Origin of the sequence: Budvicia diplopodorum (assembly GCF_009800925.1) — a bacterium.
Taxonomy (GTDB): domain Bacteria; phylum Pseudomonadota; class Gammaproteobacteria; order Enterobacterales; family Enterobacteriaceae; genus Budvicia; species Budvicia diplopodorum.
Genome location: NZ_WOYF01000010.1, coordinates 19594 through 35333, shown reverse-complemented (window position 1 = coordinate 35333; position 15740 = coordinate 19594). Strand labels below are relative to the sequence as shown.

General features: G+C 48.0%; 9 protein-coding genes. 6 read left to right on the top strand and 3 right to left on the bottom strand.

Features of this window, described 5'->3' with window-relative positions; genetic code table 11:
* The 6 genes from bcsB to GVI43_RS10425 all read left to right on the top strand — a co-directional run bounded on the left by bcsB (window position 1) and on the right by GVI43_RS10425 (window position 12389).
* On the top strand, window positions 1-2355 hold the full coding sequence (gene bcsB / locus GVI43_RS10450) for a cellulose biosynthesis cyclic di-GMP-binding regulatory protein BcsB (RefSeq protein WP_246201788.1): 2355 nt from the start codon (window positions 1-3) through the stop codon (window positions 2353-2355).
* Between the two features lies 1 nt (window position 2356).
* Window positions 2357-3463, top strand: coding sequence for a cellulose synthase complex periplasmic endoglucanase BcsZ (gene bcsZ, locus GVI43_RS10445; protein ID WP_246201786.1), 1107 nt, complete (start codon window positions 2357-2359; stop codon window positions 3461-3463).
* Window positions 3445-7014: a cellulose synthase complex outer membrane protein BcsC gene (bcsC, locus tag GVI43_RS10440; protein WP_159566806.1), complete on the top strand. Its 3570-nt coding sequence runs from the start codon at window positions 3445-3447 to the stop codon at window positions 7012-7014. The genes bcsZ and bcsC overlap by 19 nt, the downstream gene beginning before the upstream one ends.
* Window positions 7015-7168: 154 nt before the next feature.
* Window positions 7169-9166, top strand: coding sequence for a biofilm formation regulator HmsP (gene hmsP / locus GVI43_RS10435; RefSeq protein ID WP_159566805.1), 1998 nt, complete (start codon window positions 7169-7171; stop codon window positions 9164-9166).
* Between the two features lie 236 nt (window positions 9167-9402).
* On the top strand, window positions 9403-10680 hold the full coding sequence (locus GVI43_RS10430; protein ID WP_159566804.1) for a dicarboxylate/amino acid:cation symporter: 1278 nt from the start codon (window positions 9403-9405) through the stop codon (window positions 10678-10680).
* Between the two features lie 257 nt (window positions 10681-10937).
* Window positions 10938-12389 carry a M16 family metallopeptidase gene (locus GVI43_RS10425; RefSeq protein WP_159566803.1) on the top strand — a complete coding sequence of 484 codons (1452 nt, stop codon included), beginning with the start codon at window positions 10938-10940 and terminating at the stop codon, window positions 12387-12389.
* 76 nt (window positions 12390-12465) lie between these two features.
* Here the strand turns inward: GVI43_RS10425 and kdgK are convergent, their stop codons facing one another.
* The 3 genes from kdgK to yhjD all read right to left on the bottom strand — a co-directional run bounded on the left by kdgK (window position 12466) and on the right by yhjD (window position 15541).
* Complete coding sequence (kdgK, locus tag GVI43_RS10420) at window positions 12466-13398, bottom strand: 2-dehydro-3-deoxygluconokinase (RefSeq protein ID WP_159566802.1); 933 nt, start codon at window positions 13396-13398, stop codon at window positions 12466-12468.
* A gap of 319 nt (window positions 13399-13717) precedes the next feature.
* Complete coding sequence (locus tag GVI43_RS10415) at window positions 13718-14167, bottom strand: hypothetical protein (protein ID WP_159566801.1); 450 nt, start codon at window positions 14165-14167, stop codon at window positions 13718-13720.
* Between the two features lie 471 nt (window positions 14168-14638).
* Window positions 14639-15541, bottom strand: coding sequence for an inner membrane protein YhjD (yhjD, locus tag GVI43_RS10410; protein WP_159566800.1), 903 nt, complete (start codon window positions 15539-15541; stop codon window positions 14639-14641).
* Window positions 15542-15740 lie beyond the last annotated feature (199 nt).

Sequence of the window (15740 nt, the reverse complement as noted above, 5' to 3'; positions counted from 1 at the left end):
ATGAAAATAATGAAATCTGCAGTGACTCATTCAGACCGGAAAAAAGGCCATTGGCTGGGTATTATGATGCTCGGATTAGCCGGTTCACTCTGTGCGCAGGCGGCGACCAATAATCTGGCTGAAAGCCCGGATACGACAATCGTTGCCACGGCGCTCGCTGGAACTGAACCCGCGCAAGGGACTTCAGAGCCGATTGCCCCAGTACGTAACGATACCTTGTCCTTTAAGGCACTCGTGCCGGAAGGCTCCTTGGTATTGAGCGGAGTCCAAAATACCGCCCAAATGACGTTTTCCGTTCGCAGCGATGAATTGGTTTCTCAGGCGGTATTGAACCTTGACTATACCGTTTCACCTACCTTGTTACCGTTGGTTTCTCATATCAAAGTTTACATGAATGATGAGCTGATGGGGCTGGTGCCGGTTAATCAAAACGATCCCGGTAAACCAGGAAAACTGAGCTTGCCGCTGGACGCCCGATTTATTAGCGATTTCAACCGTATTCGCCTTGAGCTGGTCGGCCATTATAAAGACATTTGCGAAAATCCGACCCACAGCGGTATTTGGATTGATATCAGCAAAAGCAGCTCCATTGCTGTGAGCTATCAAGGGCTGCAAGTCAGTAATGACCTATCCCGTTTTCCTGAACCATTTTATGACAGCCGGGATTCCCGCCCGCTAACGCTACCGATGATATTTAGTGCACAGCCAGACGTTGCTTTACAGCAAGCGGCAGGGATGTTGGCATCGTGGTTTGGCGTGCAGGCTCAATGGCGCGGCCAGAACTTCCCAGTGTTGTATAACCAGCTACCGGACAAAAATAGCGTGGTTTTTGCTACTAATGATAAGCGCCCGGACTTTTTGAAGGATTATCCTAAGGTCGACGGTCCGGTGGTGGAGACGATCGCCCATCCGGATAACCCATACGTTAAATTATTATTAGTGTTAGGGCGCGATGACAACGATCTGCTGACGGCAGTGAAGGGCATTGCGCAGGGTGAGCCACTGTTTCGCGGACAAAGCGTGACCATCGCCGATGTTAAAACGCTGGCTCCCCGCCAGCCTTATGATGCGCCTAACTGGGTCAGAACCGATCGGGCAGTGCGTTTTTCTGAATTAAAAAGCTATCCCGATCAGCTTAGCGCATCGGGCGGCCATGTGCCTCCGATTGATTTAGAGATGAAGCTGCCTCCGGATCTGTTTTTGCTACGCAGTCAGGGGATTACGTTAAATCTGAAATACCGTTATACCCCACCGCCGTTTGCCGATGAGTCACGCTTAAACATTAGCCTGAACGACCGATTTTTACAGGCTTTACCGCTTAAGACGGATGCTTCCAGCAGCGCGAAGGTATTGCATATCCCGCTAATTCAGGGGCTGCTCAGCACCGACGATGAAGTGACCATCCCGGCTTTCCAACTGGGCGGTAACAACAAAATGCGCTTTGATTTTGACTTCGTATCTGGCATCGGAGCCAGAATTTCAGACGTCTGCGTCACGATGACGAAGCCGGTAATGCATCAGGCGATCGTTGACGATGACTCTACCGTCGATTTTTCCGGCTATCGTCATTATCTGGCCATGCCCGCGTTAAAAACTTTTGCCCAGTCGGGTTTTCCGTTTAGTCGAATGGCCGATCTGTCTGAAACGCTGGTAGTGGTACCGGAACGGCCGTCTTCCGAGCAGTTGACCATGCTGTTTAACGTTCTCGGCCAGATTGGCGCGAGCGTAGGGTATCCGGCCCTTGGCGTGCAGCTAACCGATCGGTTTGACGAGAGTAAATACGCAGATAAAGACATCTTGCTGCTGAGTGCTCTTCCGGCTCAGATGAAAGCGGATACCAACGCCAGCGTGCTAATCGACCAAGCGAAAAGCACGCTTCAGCGCCCTGAAATCAATAATCTTGAATTAAGAACCGCTGATTTTGATTCCGATCGTAAAGAGTCGGTTGCGGAGGTCAGCGTGTCCGTTACCTCTGACGGACCGATTGGCGCAATCACTGGCTTTCAGTCTCCGTTCAATCCGCAGCGTAGCGTCGTTGCGCTGATGGGTAACGGTGATTCAGGTTATCAACTGTTAGATGTGGCCTGGCGGGACAGCGGTAAGCGGGAGGCTATTGCTGGCTCCGTTTCTATCGTCCGTGAGTCCGGCGTTAACAGTCTTCGCGTCGGTGATACCTATTACGTTGGCTACCTGCCGTGGTGGGATAAGATATGGTACAAACTTTCATCACATCCGGTCATGCTGGCCGTGGTTGCGGTATTCGGCGTGATTTTAGTGGCGCTGATGCTGTGGCGCGGCTTACAACTGATCGGCCGCCGTCGTTTGTCTGGCAGCGGGCATGATGGGCATAAATAGCATGAGACTCATTGTCGGGCTGCTTTGCGGTTTGGTTACCTTGAGTCAGGCGCGGGCTGATACCTGCGACTGGCCAGAGTGGCAAAGCTTCAAGCAACACTATATTAGCCGCGAAGGACGGGTTATCGACCCGTCTGACGGCAAAGAGATAACTACTTCGGAAGGGCAGAGCTACGGGCTATTTTTTGCGCTGGTGGCCAACGACCGGGATAAGTTTAATCAACTGCTTGAATGGACTGAAAATAATTTAGCTGCTGGCGATATGTCGGCCCGGCTGCCCGGCTGGCAGTGGGGGAAAAGGTCTGACAATAGCTGGGGCGTTTTAGATACCAATTCCGCGTCGGATGCCGACCTGTGGATCGCCTATACCTTACTGGAAGCCGGTCGAATCTGGCACTCCCGGGGTTATCAGCTCAAAGGAACCCTGCTGCTTCAGCGTATTGCTCGCGATGAAGTGGTTGATATTCCCGGGCTGGGCCATATGCTGCTGCCGGGAAAAACGGGTTTTACTGAACCTGATGGCTGGCGTTTAAATCCGAGCTACCAGCCGCCTCAGTTGCTTTCCCGCCTGAGCCAAGTGCAGAGCGTGTGGGCTGACGTTGCCAAATCTAATCATAAACTGCTGTTGCAGGTCTCTCCTGCAGGTCTGGCACCTGACTGGGTGATATGGCATCAAGATAAAGGCTGGCAGGCTGATGCCAAGAACGGTGCGAAGGGTGATTACGATGCGATTCGAGTATATCTATGGATTGGCATGATGGCCGACGGAGCGCCAGAAAAAGCCGAATTAATCGCGCACTATCAGCCGATGATGGCACTGACTGAACGGGCTGGGCTGCCGCCTGAAAGGGTAGATAGCCAAACCGGTGCATCTACCGGTAATGGCCCCGTTGGGTTTTCGGCGGCATTACTGCCTTTCTTGACCGGCTCGCCGGCGCTGGCGATTCAGCGCGAGAGAGTGGTCACCAACTTGCCCGGCTCCGATGCTTATTACAACAGCGTGTTAACTCTTTTTGGCTTGGGATGGGATCGTCAATACTATCGCTTCAACCAACAGGGCGAGCTGCAGGCGTCTTGGGAGAAAGACTCATGCAAAAATATAAAATAGTTTTATCAGGCTATACGAAGTTCTTTCATCGGTTTTTTCCAATTTCTGCGCAGACCACTGCGCGTTATCGGGTTACCCCGGCGCTATCGTTTACCTTACTGCCGTTGATGCTTTCTCCGCTGTCTGCACTGGCGGTTGATAATGTTTCACCTGAAGCTTGGTTACAGGAACAAATTCGCATTGGTGAGGCTTCATACCGCGATGATTTGGTTAAACAGTCGCTGTATAAGTTAGAGAAAATCAACCCAAATAGCCCAGATACCATGGCGGCGCACATCCGCTACTCTTTACGGCAGGGCGATGTGCAATCGGCGAGCTCGCTGCTGGAACAGTTAGGCAAACTGTATCCTGATTCAGAGATTTATGGGATGGCCAAGCTTGACGTTGCGCTGTCTCAGCCGGATGGAAAAAATCAATTGCAGAAGGCGCGGTTGCTGGCAACCGGCGGGCAGGTCACTCAGGCAAAAGCTGCCTACGATGCCCTGTTGGACGGTAAAGCGCTTACGGTCGATTTAGCCATAGAATACTGGACACTGGTTGCCCGAATACCTGAACAACATGAGATCGCGTTACAAAAGTTACTGGCTTTGCAAAAGAGTAATAAAAATTCGGATGAACTGGATTTATCCACCGCCCAAATGCTGTTTGCCGATGGTAAAGATCAAGCGGCATATCAGGAGCTTGAACGGCTGGCTACCAGCCCCAAAGGGGTTAGCGCGGCCGCAGAGCTCTGGTATAGCAAACTAAAAGAAACGCCGGTTTCAGAAGGATCGGTGGCACAGCTGCAACGTTTCATTACGCTGTTCGGCCAGCAGCCGGAGGCTCAAGAAGCCAGACAGGAGTTGATTAGGCAGCAAACTTTATTGAGCGATCCGGCCTATCAGGCCAGAGTTCGCGGTCTGGCGTTAGTGGACAAAGGCGATGGCCGTAATGCAATCGGTTGGTTAAAGCAGGCGCTGAATGCCTCGCCCAATGATGCAGAAATATTAACCGCACTGGGGCAGGCTTATGCCCGTAGCGGCGACCGCCAACAGGCCATTGCGCTGTTTGAAAAGGCCAAGGCCAACGATCGCGACAAAAGCTATACCAGCAAACTGAATAGTCTGATCGATAGCAATCGTTACTGGCTGACCATCAGTCAGGCGGATGATGCGCTGAAAAATAACAATCTTAGTCAGGCTGAAGCACTCTATCGGCAAGCGGCGGGTATGGATGAGACCGACGTTCAGGGATTGATTGGACTGGGTGACGTTGCGATGGCGCACAATAACGTGGCGGCAGCGCAAGATTATTACCAACGTGCGTTGAGGCGTGAGCCCGACAGCCAGAGCGCAATCCGATCGTTAACGTCATTATATGAAAAACAGTCGCCGGAAAAGGCGATGGCCTATCTTCAAAGCCTGCCGGGAACGATGAAAAACAAAATGCGTAGCTCGCTGAAGGCGCTAGAAGTTGACAGCCTTAAGGCGCAGGCGGACGCATTACTCACCGCCGGTAAACAGGCTGAGGCGCAAGATAAACTGAAGCAGGCCGAAGCGCTGGCTCCTGATGACGTTTGGCTAACCTACAAACTGGCCGGGCTTATGCGGGCTCAGGGGCAAAGCGCGTCGGCTGACCGGCTCTTTGAACGTGGGATGACGGGTAACCAAAATAACGTGGACTGGGTTTACGCTTATTCATTGTACCTGTCTAACAGCGATCGTGACGCTCAGGCAATTAGCCGTATGCAGGCGCTGGATGCTAAACGGTGGAATGACAATTTGCGCCAGCTTTTTCAGCGGTTGCAAACCCAGCAGGTACTGGATCGCGCTCAGCAAATTCGCGATGCTGGCGATGAGCCTGCGGCCATTACCTATCTAAGCCAGCAGCCAGAGAACACCCGTATTGATTTAACGCTGGCCGAATGGGCGCTAGCGCGTAAAGACAGCCAACAGGCTCAGGAGCAGTATCGCAAAGTTCTGGCCCGTGAACCGGGCAATCAGGATGCTCAACTGGGGAGCATTGAATCCACGATTGCCAGCGGCGATCTTAACTCGGCCAGAAACTCCCTCGGTATGCTGGCATTTAAGCCTGCGGCCGATGATTTAGCAACCGGCCGTCGTTTGGCGAATGCTTGGTCGTTGGTCGGCGACGATGTGCGCGCCGAACAGATTTTTTCGCAGCTTAAGCCCGTTGCTTTACAGCCCACTCCCGGCTCTTCGATGACTAATGCGATGTTTTTACGCGATGCGGCGGCGATGGAGATAAAAACCGATCGGCCGCAGGAAGCCTTGAATGACTATAAGCACGCGATGGCCGCTTACGGTATCGCACCATCGGCCGATATGGATGACGAAACCTTTACCCGCAATATGCGAAATAACGACACCGATGACTGGCTAAAGCGGGGGCTGCGTTCAGATTCGGAGTCTTTATATAAGCAGCAGTCGACGATCGTGACGCTCGACCATGATTACTGGGGTTCCAGCGGTACCCCGGGTATTTCCGATCTGACCGCTCAGACAACGATGTTGAATATCGCCTTCCCGCTTAAACAGGGAACGGCGTTTTTTCGCGGTGATTCAGTGAGTATGGATGCGGGGAGCTTTAGCAAGGGCAGTGATGGCGGCTATCAGGAAGAGTTTGGTACCTGTGCTGAAGTCTCTTGCTACAGCGGTACCGGCCAAAAAAGCAATGGCGTTAGCGTGGCGACCGGCTGGTCAGACGATAGCTGGGCGGCGGATATCGGTACTACTCCGATGGGCTTCGAGGTTGTTGACTGGGTAGGCGGCGTTAGCTACAGCAACAGCGTTAATAATATTGGCTGGACGATGACGGCTTCGCGCCGGCCAATATCCAGCTCTTTATTGTCATTTGGCGGCGCCGTTGACCCTCGTACCGGCGTTAAGTGGGGAGGCGTGCGGAAAAATGGCGCTGAGCTGGCCCTGAGCTATGACCGCGGCGGCCCGAGCGGCGTCTGGAGTAATTTCGGCTATCACCAGATAACCGGCAAAAACGTTGAAGATAATAATAACCTGCAGGCAATGGCCGGCTATTACTACAAGCTTATCAATGAGAATAACCGTCAGGTCAGGATTGGCCTGAACACCCTATGGTGGCAGTATCAAAAAGATCTCAGTGGATATACCTTAGGTCAGGGCGGGTATTATAGCCCTCAACAGTACTTATCTTTTTCTATACCGGTACTTTATCGTGAGCGTACCGAAAACTGGTCATGGGAGCTGGGCGGATCGGTTTCAACCTCTCAATCTTCAACCGACGACAGTAAACGCTATCCGTTGCAAGGCCTGATCCCCAATGATGTCTCTCTCCCAGATCGGGATGCCAGCGATAGCGGTAGTAGCGGAAGCGGCACCGGTTATACCGTCAGAGCGTTGCTCGAGCGTAGAATTGATTCCCACTGGAGCCTTGGTGCGGGTATTGATATCCAGCAGGCAAAAGATTACACGCCGAGCCATGCTCTACTGTACGTTCGCTATTCGCTGCAGCCGTGGTTAGGCGATATGGACTTACCGCTACAGACACTGACGCCTTATGCTGACTTTAAATGATAAAATGTGTATTGTGCCTATGATGTAACGGCAGGTGCCCGCTAGTGACTTGGCCTTTTACTAATATACAGGGATGTTGCGGTATAAAATATGGCTGTTTTGGGTAATAATTAAATATACAGCTCAGTCAGACCGCCAGTTGGGAGATAAAGTATTGTTGGTAAAGCGTTCGCTAACTATTAAGCAGATGGCAGTAGTAACTATTGTTGCTTTAGCGACTATTTGTATTTTTATCGTAGTACAAATGTTTGATTTTATTCAACAACGTAAGAATGACTATGCGACCCAGCTGGATAATATTGCCTATTCGGTTACTCAACCTTTAGAAAGAGCATTGTGGAAACAGAACAATAAGGAGATCCAAAAAACGCTGGATAGCCTGATTGAGATCGGTATGTTAAGTAAGGCTGATTTGGTCATCAACTCAGATCTGACATCGATACACAGCCGTAGCGGGCAATATGGCAAAGTTCCCACTTTTTTTTCTTATATGCTGTCATTGCCCATTCGCACCTCAATACCGCTGTATGTCCCCGATCATGATGCAGTAGCTCCACAGGCGATGGGCCAACTGGTGCTTGAAGCCGATTCCTATAAGCTATATCAATATACGCTGCACAAATTATCAACGGTATTAGCGACTTATCTTCTGCTTGCGCTGATGCTATCTATTTCAATCAGTTGGTTCTTGAACCGTTTATTGGTCTATCCGCTACGTAATATTGCCAACGATCTACGCTTGCTGTCTCCCGATGATATTCAGTACCACCAGCTGGCGCTGCCTGTTCGTCATCAGGACGATGAGCTGGGAATGCTGGTACGCAACTATAACCGGAATCAACAGGCATTGGTTAAGGCCCATAATCAGCTAAGCCGACTGAGTACCCGGGATCCGGTCACTGATTTACCCAACTATTCACTGTTTCAGGAACTGCTCAGGCAGCAGCTTGCCGATAGCCATCAGTCAAAAGCCGTTTTTAGCCTGCTGTTTGTTAATCTGGATTCTCTGAAAGAAATTTCCCGCGTGGTGGGCCGAAAGCAGGGAGATCAGGGGCTGATTGATATAGTCGAGAGGACCAAGTTAGCGCTGAGCGATAGCTGCGTATTAGCCAGACTGCACGGGGAGGAGCTGATTGTTTTGAATAAGTCGAATGAGACTCCCCTTCAGGTTATGCAATTGGCACAGCGGCTAATGGAACAGTTTGTGCTGCCGATGAATATTGAAAATTTCCACCACTCGCCTTCGGTCAGCATCGGTATCGCGCAGTATCCTAATGACGGTGAAACCCCCGATACGCTGATTCGCAACGCGCAGTCAGCAATGCTGCTGGCTCAACGGCGTGGTAAGAATCAGATTCTATTTTTTGAACCGGATATGACCAATGAAACCCAGCATCGTCTACGGCTGGAGAGTGATATCGTCCGGGGAATTGAAGAAAATCAGTTTTGCCTCTATTTACAGCCCCAGATTGATATTGCTACCGGCAAAGTATACGGGGCTGAGGCTTTGGTGCGCTGGCACTATGCGGATGATGACATTCGCCTGCCTAAGGATTTCATTCCCATTGCCGAAGAAGCGGGTTTAATTCTACATTTGGGCCACTGGATTGTTGAAGAAGCCTGTTCGATTTTGTCCGAATGGAATAGACAGGGCATTGAACTCAGCCTGTCGGTTAATATTTCCGCTATACAGCTTCAGCAGCCAAATGCCGTCGGCCGGTTAGCCTATTTGATGGAGCGCTATACTTTTAAGCCCGAGAAGTTGACGCTTGAGTTGACAGAAACTGCACATATTTATGATTTAGCCAACGTTTTACCGCTGCTAACCGAGATAAACCGATTGGGCGTATCTATTGCTCTGGACGATTTTGGTACCGGATACTGTAACCTTAACTACCTGAAGCTGCTGCCGGTTGATGAGCTTAAAATAGACAAAAGCTTTATTGATAGTGTACCTGACGACGGGGCTATGGTGCTGATTGTTAAATCGATTGCTCAAGCCTTATCGCTCAAAGTTGTGGCCGAAGGGGTTGAATTTCAGGCTCAAGCCGATTGGCTGGCGGCTCAGGGAATTCACTGTGCTCAGGGCTATTTATTCTCTCGTGCTTTACCGTATGAAACGTTTAAAAAACGCTATATCGACACGCTTTAGTGACAGTTTGAATTTTCAGCTAATCACCGAAAATGTTAATCATTGGTCAAAAAATTCTCATTTTTTTTAGTAAATATGACTAGTTATAAAATGGTAAAACCCCCCTTCTTGATGCGATCCAGTTCATATTTCTGTTGTTTATCTATTGTTTCACCAACAATTTAATATCCATAGTGTTAATTGGATGTTATTTTCCAGCGCTCTATACCGTGTTGCCAAAAGAGTTAAGGATACCTATGAAATTTAATTTCTTTAAATCGCTTTACGTTCAGGTGTTATTTGCAATAACGGTCGGAGTCCTGTTAGGGCATTTTTACCCTGAGATTGGTGCATCAATGAAACCGCTGGGTGATGGTTTCATCAAACTGATTAAAATGATTATTGCACCGATTATTTTCTGTACCGTTGTTACCGGTATTGCTGGAATGGAGAGCATGAAGGCCGTGGGTCGTACCGGCGGTATTGCACTGCTCTATTTTGAAATTGTCAGTACGCTGGCTCTGTTAATCGGTCTAATCGTGGTTAACGTGATTAAGCCAGGCGCAGGCATGAACATTGACGTAAGCCAGCTAGACGTTAATTCCGTTAAGGCATACGCCGATGCGGCCAAATCACAGGGGATCGTCGAATTCCTGCTTGATGTTATTCCCGGCAGTGCAATAGGCGCATTTGCCAGCGGTAACATTCTTCAGGTATTGCTGTTTGCCGTTTTGTTTGGCTTTGCTTTACATCGTCTGGGTGAGAAAGGTCAGCTGGTGTTCAACTTCATCGACAGCTTTTCGCGGGTTATTTTTGGCATTATTAATATGGTGATGCGTTTAGCACCTATTGGTGCCTTTGGCGCAATGGCCTTTACTATCGGTAAATATGGCGTTGGTTCTTTGGTGCAGTTAGGCCAGCTAATTCTGTGTTTCTACCTGACCTGCGTTCTGTTTGTGGTGTTTATTATCGGATCTATTGCCAAAGGCTTTGGTTTTAGCGTCTTCAAGTTTATTCGCTATATCAAAGAAGAGCTGTTGATCGTACTGGGAACCTCTTCTTCGGAGTCAGTGCTTCCCCGCATGCTTGATAAGATGGAACGTTTAGGCTGTCAGAAATCAGTAGTAGGTTTGGTTATCCCGACCGGTTACTCTTTCAATCTGGACGGAACCTCGATTTACCTCACGATGGCGGCGATATTTATCGCTCAGGCAACCAATACCGAGATGAGCATACTGAATCAGATAACGCTGCTGGTTGTTCTGTTATTGTCATCTAAAGGAGCAGCTGGCGTAACGGGCAGTGGCTTTATCGTACTGGCAGCAACTATCTCTGCCGTGGGCCATCTGCCGCTGGCGGGATTAGCCCTGATCCTTGGTATTGACCGTTTCATGTCAGAAGCCAGAGCGCTGACGAATCTGATCGGTAACGGCGTAGCAACCGTTGTGGTGGCTAAATGGTGTCGCCAATTGGATGAAGAGACGCTACATCGTGAATTAAATAATCAAGGGAGAGAGGAAGTTAAGGTTTTATAGTTAAATTTGTTTAATTTCCAATCACCTGTCACCTATTGGTTTCCCGGTAGCTTGCCGCTGCCGGGATTCTCTGCATAATGTTCTTATTTGCAATTTAGCCATCAGTTTTCTAGTGAAAATGGTTATAACATTGCATGATATCCAGATAGCCTCCTTTTTTACTTTATACTGCATAAAGATTCAGGAACGCAGACATCCGCTATCAGGCAGCCATTACGTTTGTGCCGATCTGGTATGCGTAGTTAATGGGGATAAATATGAAAGGCAAGTATCTACTTTCCGCGTTAGGTGGAATGATGTTCATGATGATGGGGATCGGCGTACAGGCCGAGCCGTTACGGCCCGATCCCGCATGGCAAGAGGGAAAGCTTGAGAACGGTTTTAAATGGAAAATCCTGACTACGCCACATCGCCCTACCGATAAGCTAGAAATTCGTCTAGAGATCAACGCTGGATCCTTACAGGAAAGCATTCCTCAGGTTGGCTTTTCCTATTTAATTCCTCAGTCAGCCGTAGTGAAAACGGTTAATTTCGGACCTGCGCAGGTAAAGGACTTACTTGCCCAGATCGTACCAGAGACCGCGCCTAAATCACTGGTTGAAGTCTCCTACGATTACACCCGATACAACCTTAGCCTGCCGAACAACAAGCCAGAATTATTGAAAGAAGCCTTTAGCTGGCTATCGGATGCCATCGCTAACCCTCAGCTGGATGCGCAACAAATTGAAGCTAGCCGTACGGCGACGGCATCTATCTATGTGACAGTGCCGGCAAACGTGAACGATGCATGGTGGCGCTATCGGATTAAAAACTCACCGCTGATAGGCCACGATCCGGGCCAGCCGGTCAGCGCAGAAGCCAGTGTTGAGCAGCTCAAGGAATTTTACCAGAAATGGTACACCCCGGACGTCATGACGCTGTATGCGGTAGGTAACGTCGATCGTCGGGCGTTAGTTGAGCAAATAAATAAAGCGTTTGGTGGCATTCAGGGTAAGCGGGCCAGCCCGGCTACCATTGCGGTGTTAACCGAACTGCCAGACACGCCGGTGAACTTGATTTCAACCGCGGTCGACAAAGATCGCTTAACGCTGATCTGGGACGACCCATGGCACCCGGTCGTTGACACAGCCTCTTTGGAACGTGTATGGATAGCCGATATTGCCAATGAAATGATTAAGGACCGACTTCAGAAAAAGATTAGCCACAGCGCTTTAAAAGGATCATTGTTGGATGTTACCTGCCAAATGCAGTTCCAGCGCAACGAATGCCATATGACGTTAGACGCGCCGCTTCAGATGCTTAAGCCAAGTATGAAGTTTGTGACTACCGAATTAGTGAAGTTGAATACCGACGGAGTAACTGGCGAAGAGTTAGCTGCGTTGGTGGCGGTGAAGAAACAGGCTCTGGCGGCAGCGATTGCAACCTATGCAAAAACCGATACCGCAGAGATTATGGCTCAGTATTGGTTGGTTCAGAAGTCGGGTTCGGTGGCCGTTTCCCCTGAGCAGTATCAACAGCTGCGCCAGAAGTTTCTGGGTGATTTGGACTTGGCCAACGTGAATATTAAAATTCATCAGCTACTGACGATTAAACCTACGCTGGTACTGACTCAGCCATCGGGTGAGCAAGAAGAGAACGTTCAGGTGTTATCAGAACTGTTTGATTCAATTATGACGCCAAAAGCGCAAGAGAAGGCCGTAGTTCACTAATCTGGACTGGATAAAAAATCCCCCGAACGAGAAATTGTTACGGGGGATTTTTTTATCTTACCTCTGATGCCAGCGCTTAAATTTTTGGCATGGCATCCAACGGAATAATGGCTCCGCGATACTGGATAACGGTACTGGCCGTTAGGTGCCCGCGTTTGGCAGCATCGGTTACGCTGCCGCCCTGAAGGCGAACCGACAGATATCCGGCACTGAATGAGTCTCCGGCGGCGGTGGTATCGATAACTTTCTCTTTTGGTAGCTTAATGGCCGGAACTTCTTCCTGACCTTGTGCCGTTGCTACGATACAAGATTCTGAGCCACGCTTAATAATGATTTCAGATACGCCTAAAGCCTGAGTGCGGGTAATCACTGCTTCCACCGGCTCTTGGCCCCATAGCAGGTCTTCATCGTCTAATGTGAGGAAGGCAATATCGGTGCAGGACAGAACGTCATGATAAACCTGCTGAGTTTCTTCACGGCTTTGCCACAGGCGCGGGCGATAGTTGTTATCAAAAATCACTTTACCACCGTTGCTGCGGCAGGTTTTTAGCAAGGCGATGAGTTTTTCACGGCTTTCTGCATTTAGCACGGCCACGCTGATACCGCTTAGGTAGAGATAGTCGAAGTGGGCAAGCTGCTGGCAGATCGCGTCTGATTTATCGCTGGATAACCAGTAACGGGCGGCAGCATCGTTACGCCAGTAGTAGAATTTACGTTCGCCGGTCTCATCGGTTTCAATATAGTAAAGGCCCGGCAGCTTGTCGTCCATTTGCTGGACCAGATTGGTTTTTACGTTTTCTTTCTGCCAGATGGTTAACATTTCATTGCTAAAGCTGTCAGTTCCTAATGCGCTGACATAGTGGACGGCTAGCTTATCGGCCGGAACCTGACGGGCGATGTAAACCGACGTATTGAGCGTATCGCCGCCAAAACCGCGGCTTAGGCTATCTCCCTTTTCAGAGAGCTCAATCATGCATTCGCCGATGATGGCAATTTTCTTGGTTGTCATTGATGCACCCAATCTTAATTTTATGAATTAGCTAGCGGTAGTTTTATAACTTCGGGATTGATAGTCAAGATAAATAAAACAATGTTTCAGTTTTAATTGAAGAGGGGGCTGGGCCGGTGGTAAAGCGAATGCGGACCGTCGGATATGATAGCGATATTATGTTTAGGTCGGCTCAAATTGGAGGAAATATCGACATTGGTTAGACGCCAGACAGGGCTTCCTGACGATTGTTATTGATACAGGCTATGAGCAATAAGATAGCAAAAAGCTTAGATAATCAGGCTTTCTGCTATCTTAAATTTTAGTTAGATGAGTAGCGTTAATCTTCTTTTTTGGATCTGCATGAATAAAGAATAAACAATAATATTAGTCCGATTAAGATAAGCTTACCGCCAAATTTGACAAAAAATCCGGGGTTTAATAATTCACTCTTGTCTAACTTATTATCAGTTAGTATTTTATCCATTTCAATACTGTTTACGCTATAATAACTATCCTTATTATCTTTATTAGCCAGTACTAAAATTGGATCTTTAGTCGTCCAGACTGGAATATACAACACTTCAAAGCTGCTATATAAAATACCGACATCTAAATATTGTTTAACGCTCGACTGGCTCGTTTTTTTTACGGTGAAATCTTCGGTATCTGGTAACTCAGCAACGACCTTTACTGATTCAACTTCGCCAAACGATATTGCAAATTTTGCCTGCGCATTAACACTAAAAAGCAGCCCGACAAAAAGAGCCAGTAGAATTCTAATTTTCATGATAACTCACTGATATTAAATAGTATAATTGGCAGGAATGTCTATGTGGATGTATTGAAATATATGCTTCATATTAATTTGAGTAAACATTCCCTGTTTAAACACGCAAGGATGTTAGTTCTAAATGATGAATATTACAAGCATGAAATATTGATTTTTTATTAATTTAAACGTAAGAAGCGTTGCAATTTTCGATTATTTTATAGCATAGAACTTTGAATTTTATCTCGATTTTTTTATTTATAAATATCAATTTTTTATTGCTAAATATAATTAAATAATGATGTGTAAACTACATTTTAAAGTAGGGTGTAAATAATGAAAATAGCGCAAACATACTGTCTTTGTAGTTAACTAAATTAACATATCGGTAATATATTGAGGGGAGAGAAATCATTTTATTAAATTAATTTAACGTAAGTGTTGAATAATAGTAAAACTAAAGAGTAGAAAACTGTTAACGCTTGATACTTATCTTTTATTACTATTATCTTCAGCCGTAGCTATCCACGCTGCACAAAAGAGCGTCAGACGGGCGAAAAAATAGAAAAATGCCAATAGACCGATAATTGAACCGAAGGCGGCGCCTGATGGAGAACTGGCTAGCTGAGGCAGCGTGAGCGTCATAATAAATTTGATTACTTCAAAACCAATTGCCGCGAGCAGCGAGCCTTTAAACAAAGCTTTCATATTGGGGTGCTGTGTCGGCAGCATCCAGAAAATCCAAAGGAACATCAGGTAATTGGCTGTGATAGAGATAATAATGGTAATTATCGTCAGCGCAGGGCGTAGCCATTCAATATTTCCTAAGCCTAAGGCATTAACCAGACTTTGCTGGGCGGAACCGGCGATAGAAGTGAGCGCTATGGTTAAAATCAGAGCCATGACTAAGCCGGTGAGGGCGAGGAAATCTTTGATATAGCGGAAGTAAACCTTTTCCTCATCGGCCGGATTACGTTCCCACTCGTCCCTGCTCTGGGCCCGGACGGCTTCCCGCAGGTTACCCATCCAGCTAATGCCTGAATATAGCGCGACTAAAAGCCCGCTGATACCAACGGTCGTTCGCTGTTTAATTGCCGTGTTGACCGTGTTCTCCAGCGTGTTAGCCAGATCGGGATCGGAAACGCTGGTGACAATTTTATTAATCAGCTCGGCCAACAGTTCCGGATTAGAGGCCAGCACAAAACCGGCAGTGGCAAATGAAACCATCAGGATGGGAATCAGGGATAGAAATGAAAAGTAAGTAATTGCAGCGCCGAACTGACTGCCCATCCGGTCATTAAAACGATCGGTTGCCCGAATCAGGTGCGCAACGCTCGGGTAGGTTTTGATTTTATCTAGTATTTTGGAAGCGTTGGCTACTATGTTTTTCATCAAAAATTCTTTCTGTCTGATTTCGGCGCCGGTATCAACCGATTACTGATTGAACAAAAATAAGCGTAATAACCAATAATTATTCTATTTATATTTTAGCAGCGTTTGAATATATAGCGAAAAGTGTGGCTAAAACGTTAGAAAAGGGCCTGAAGTTTGGACTTCAGGCCCTTATGTTACTTGAACCGTACGTTTTATC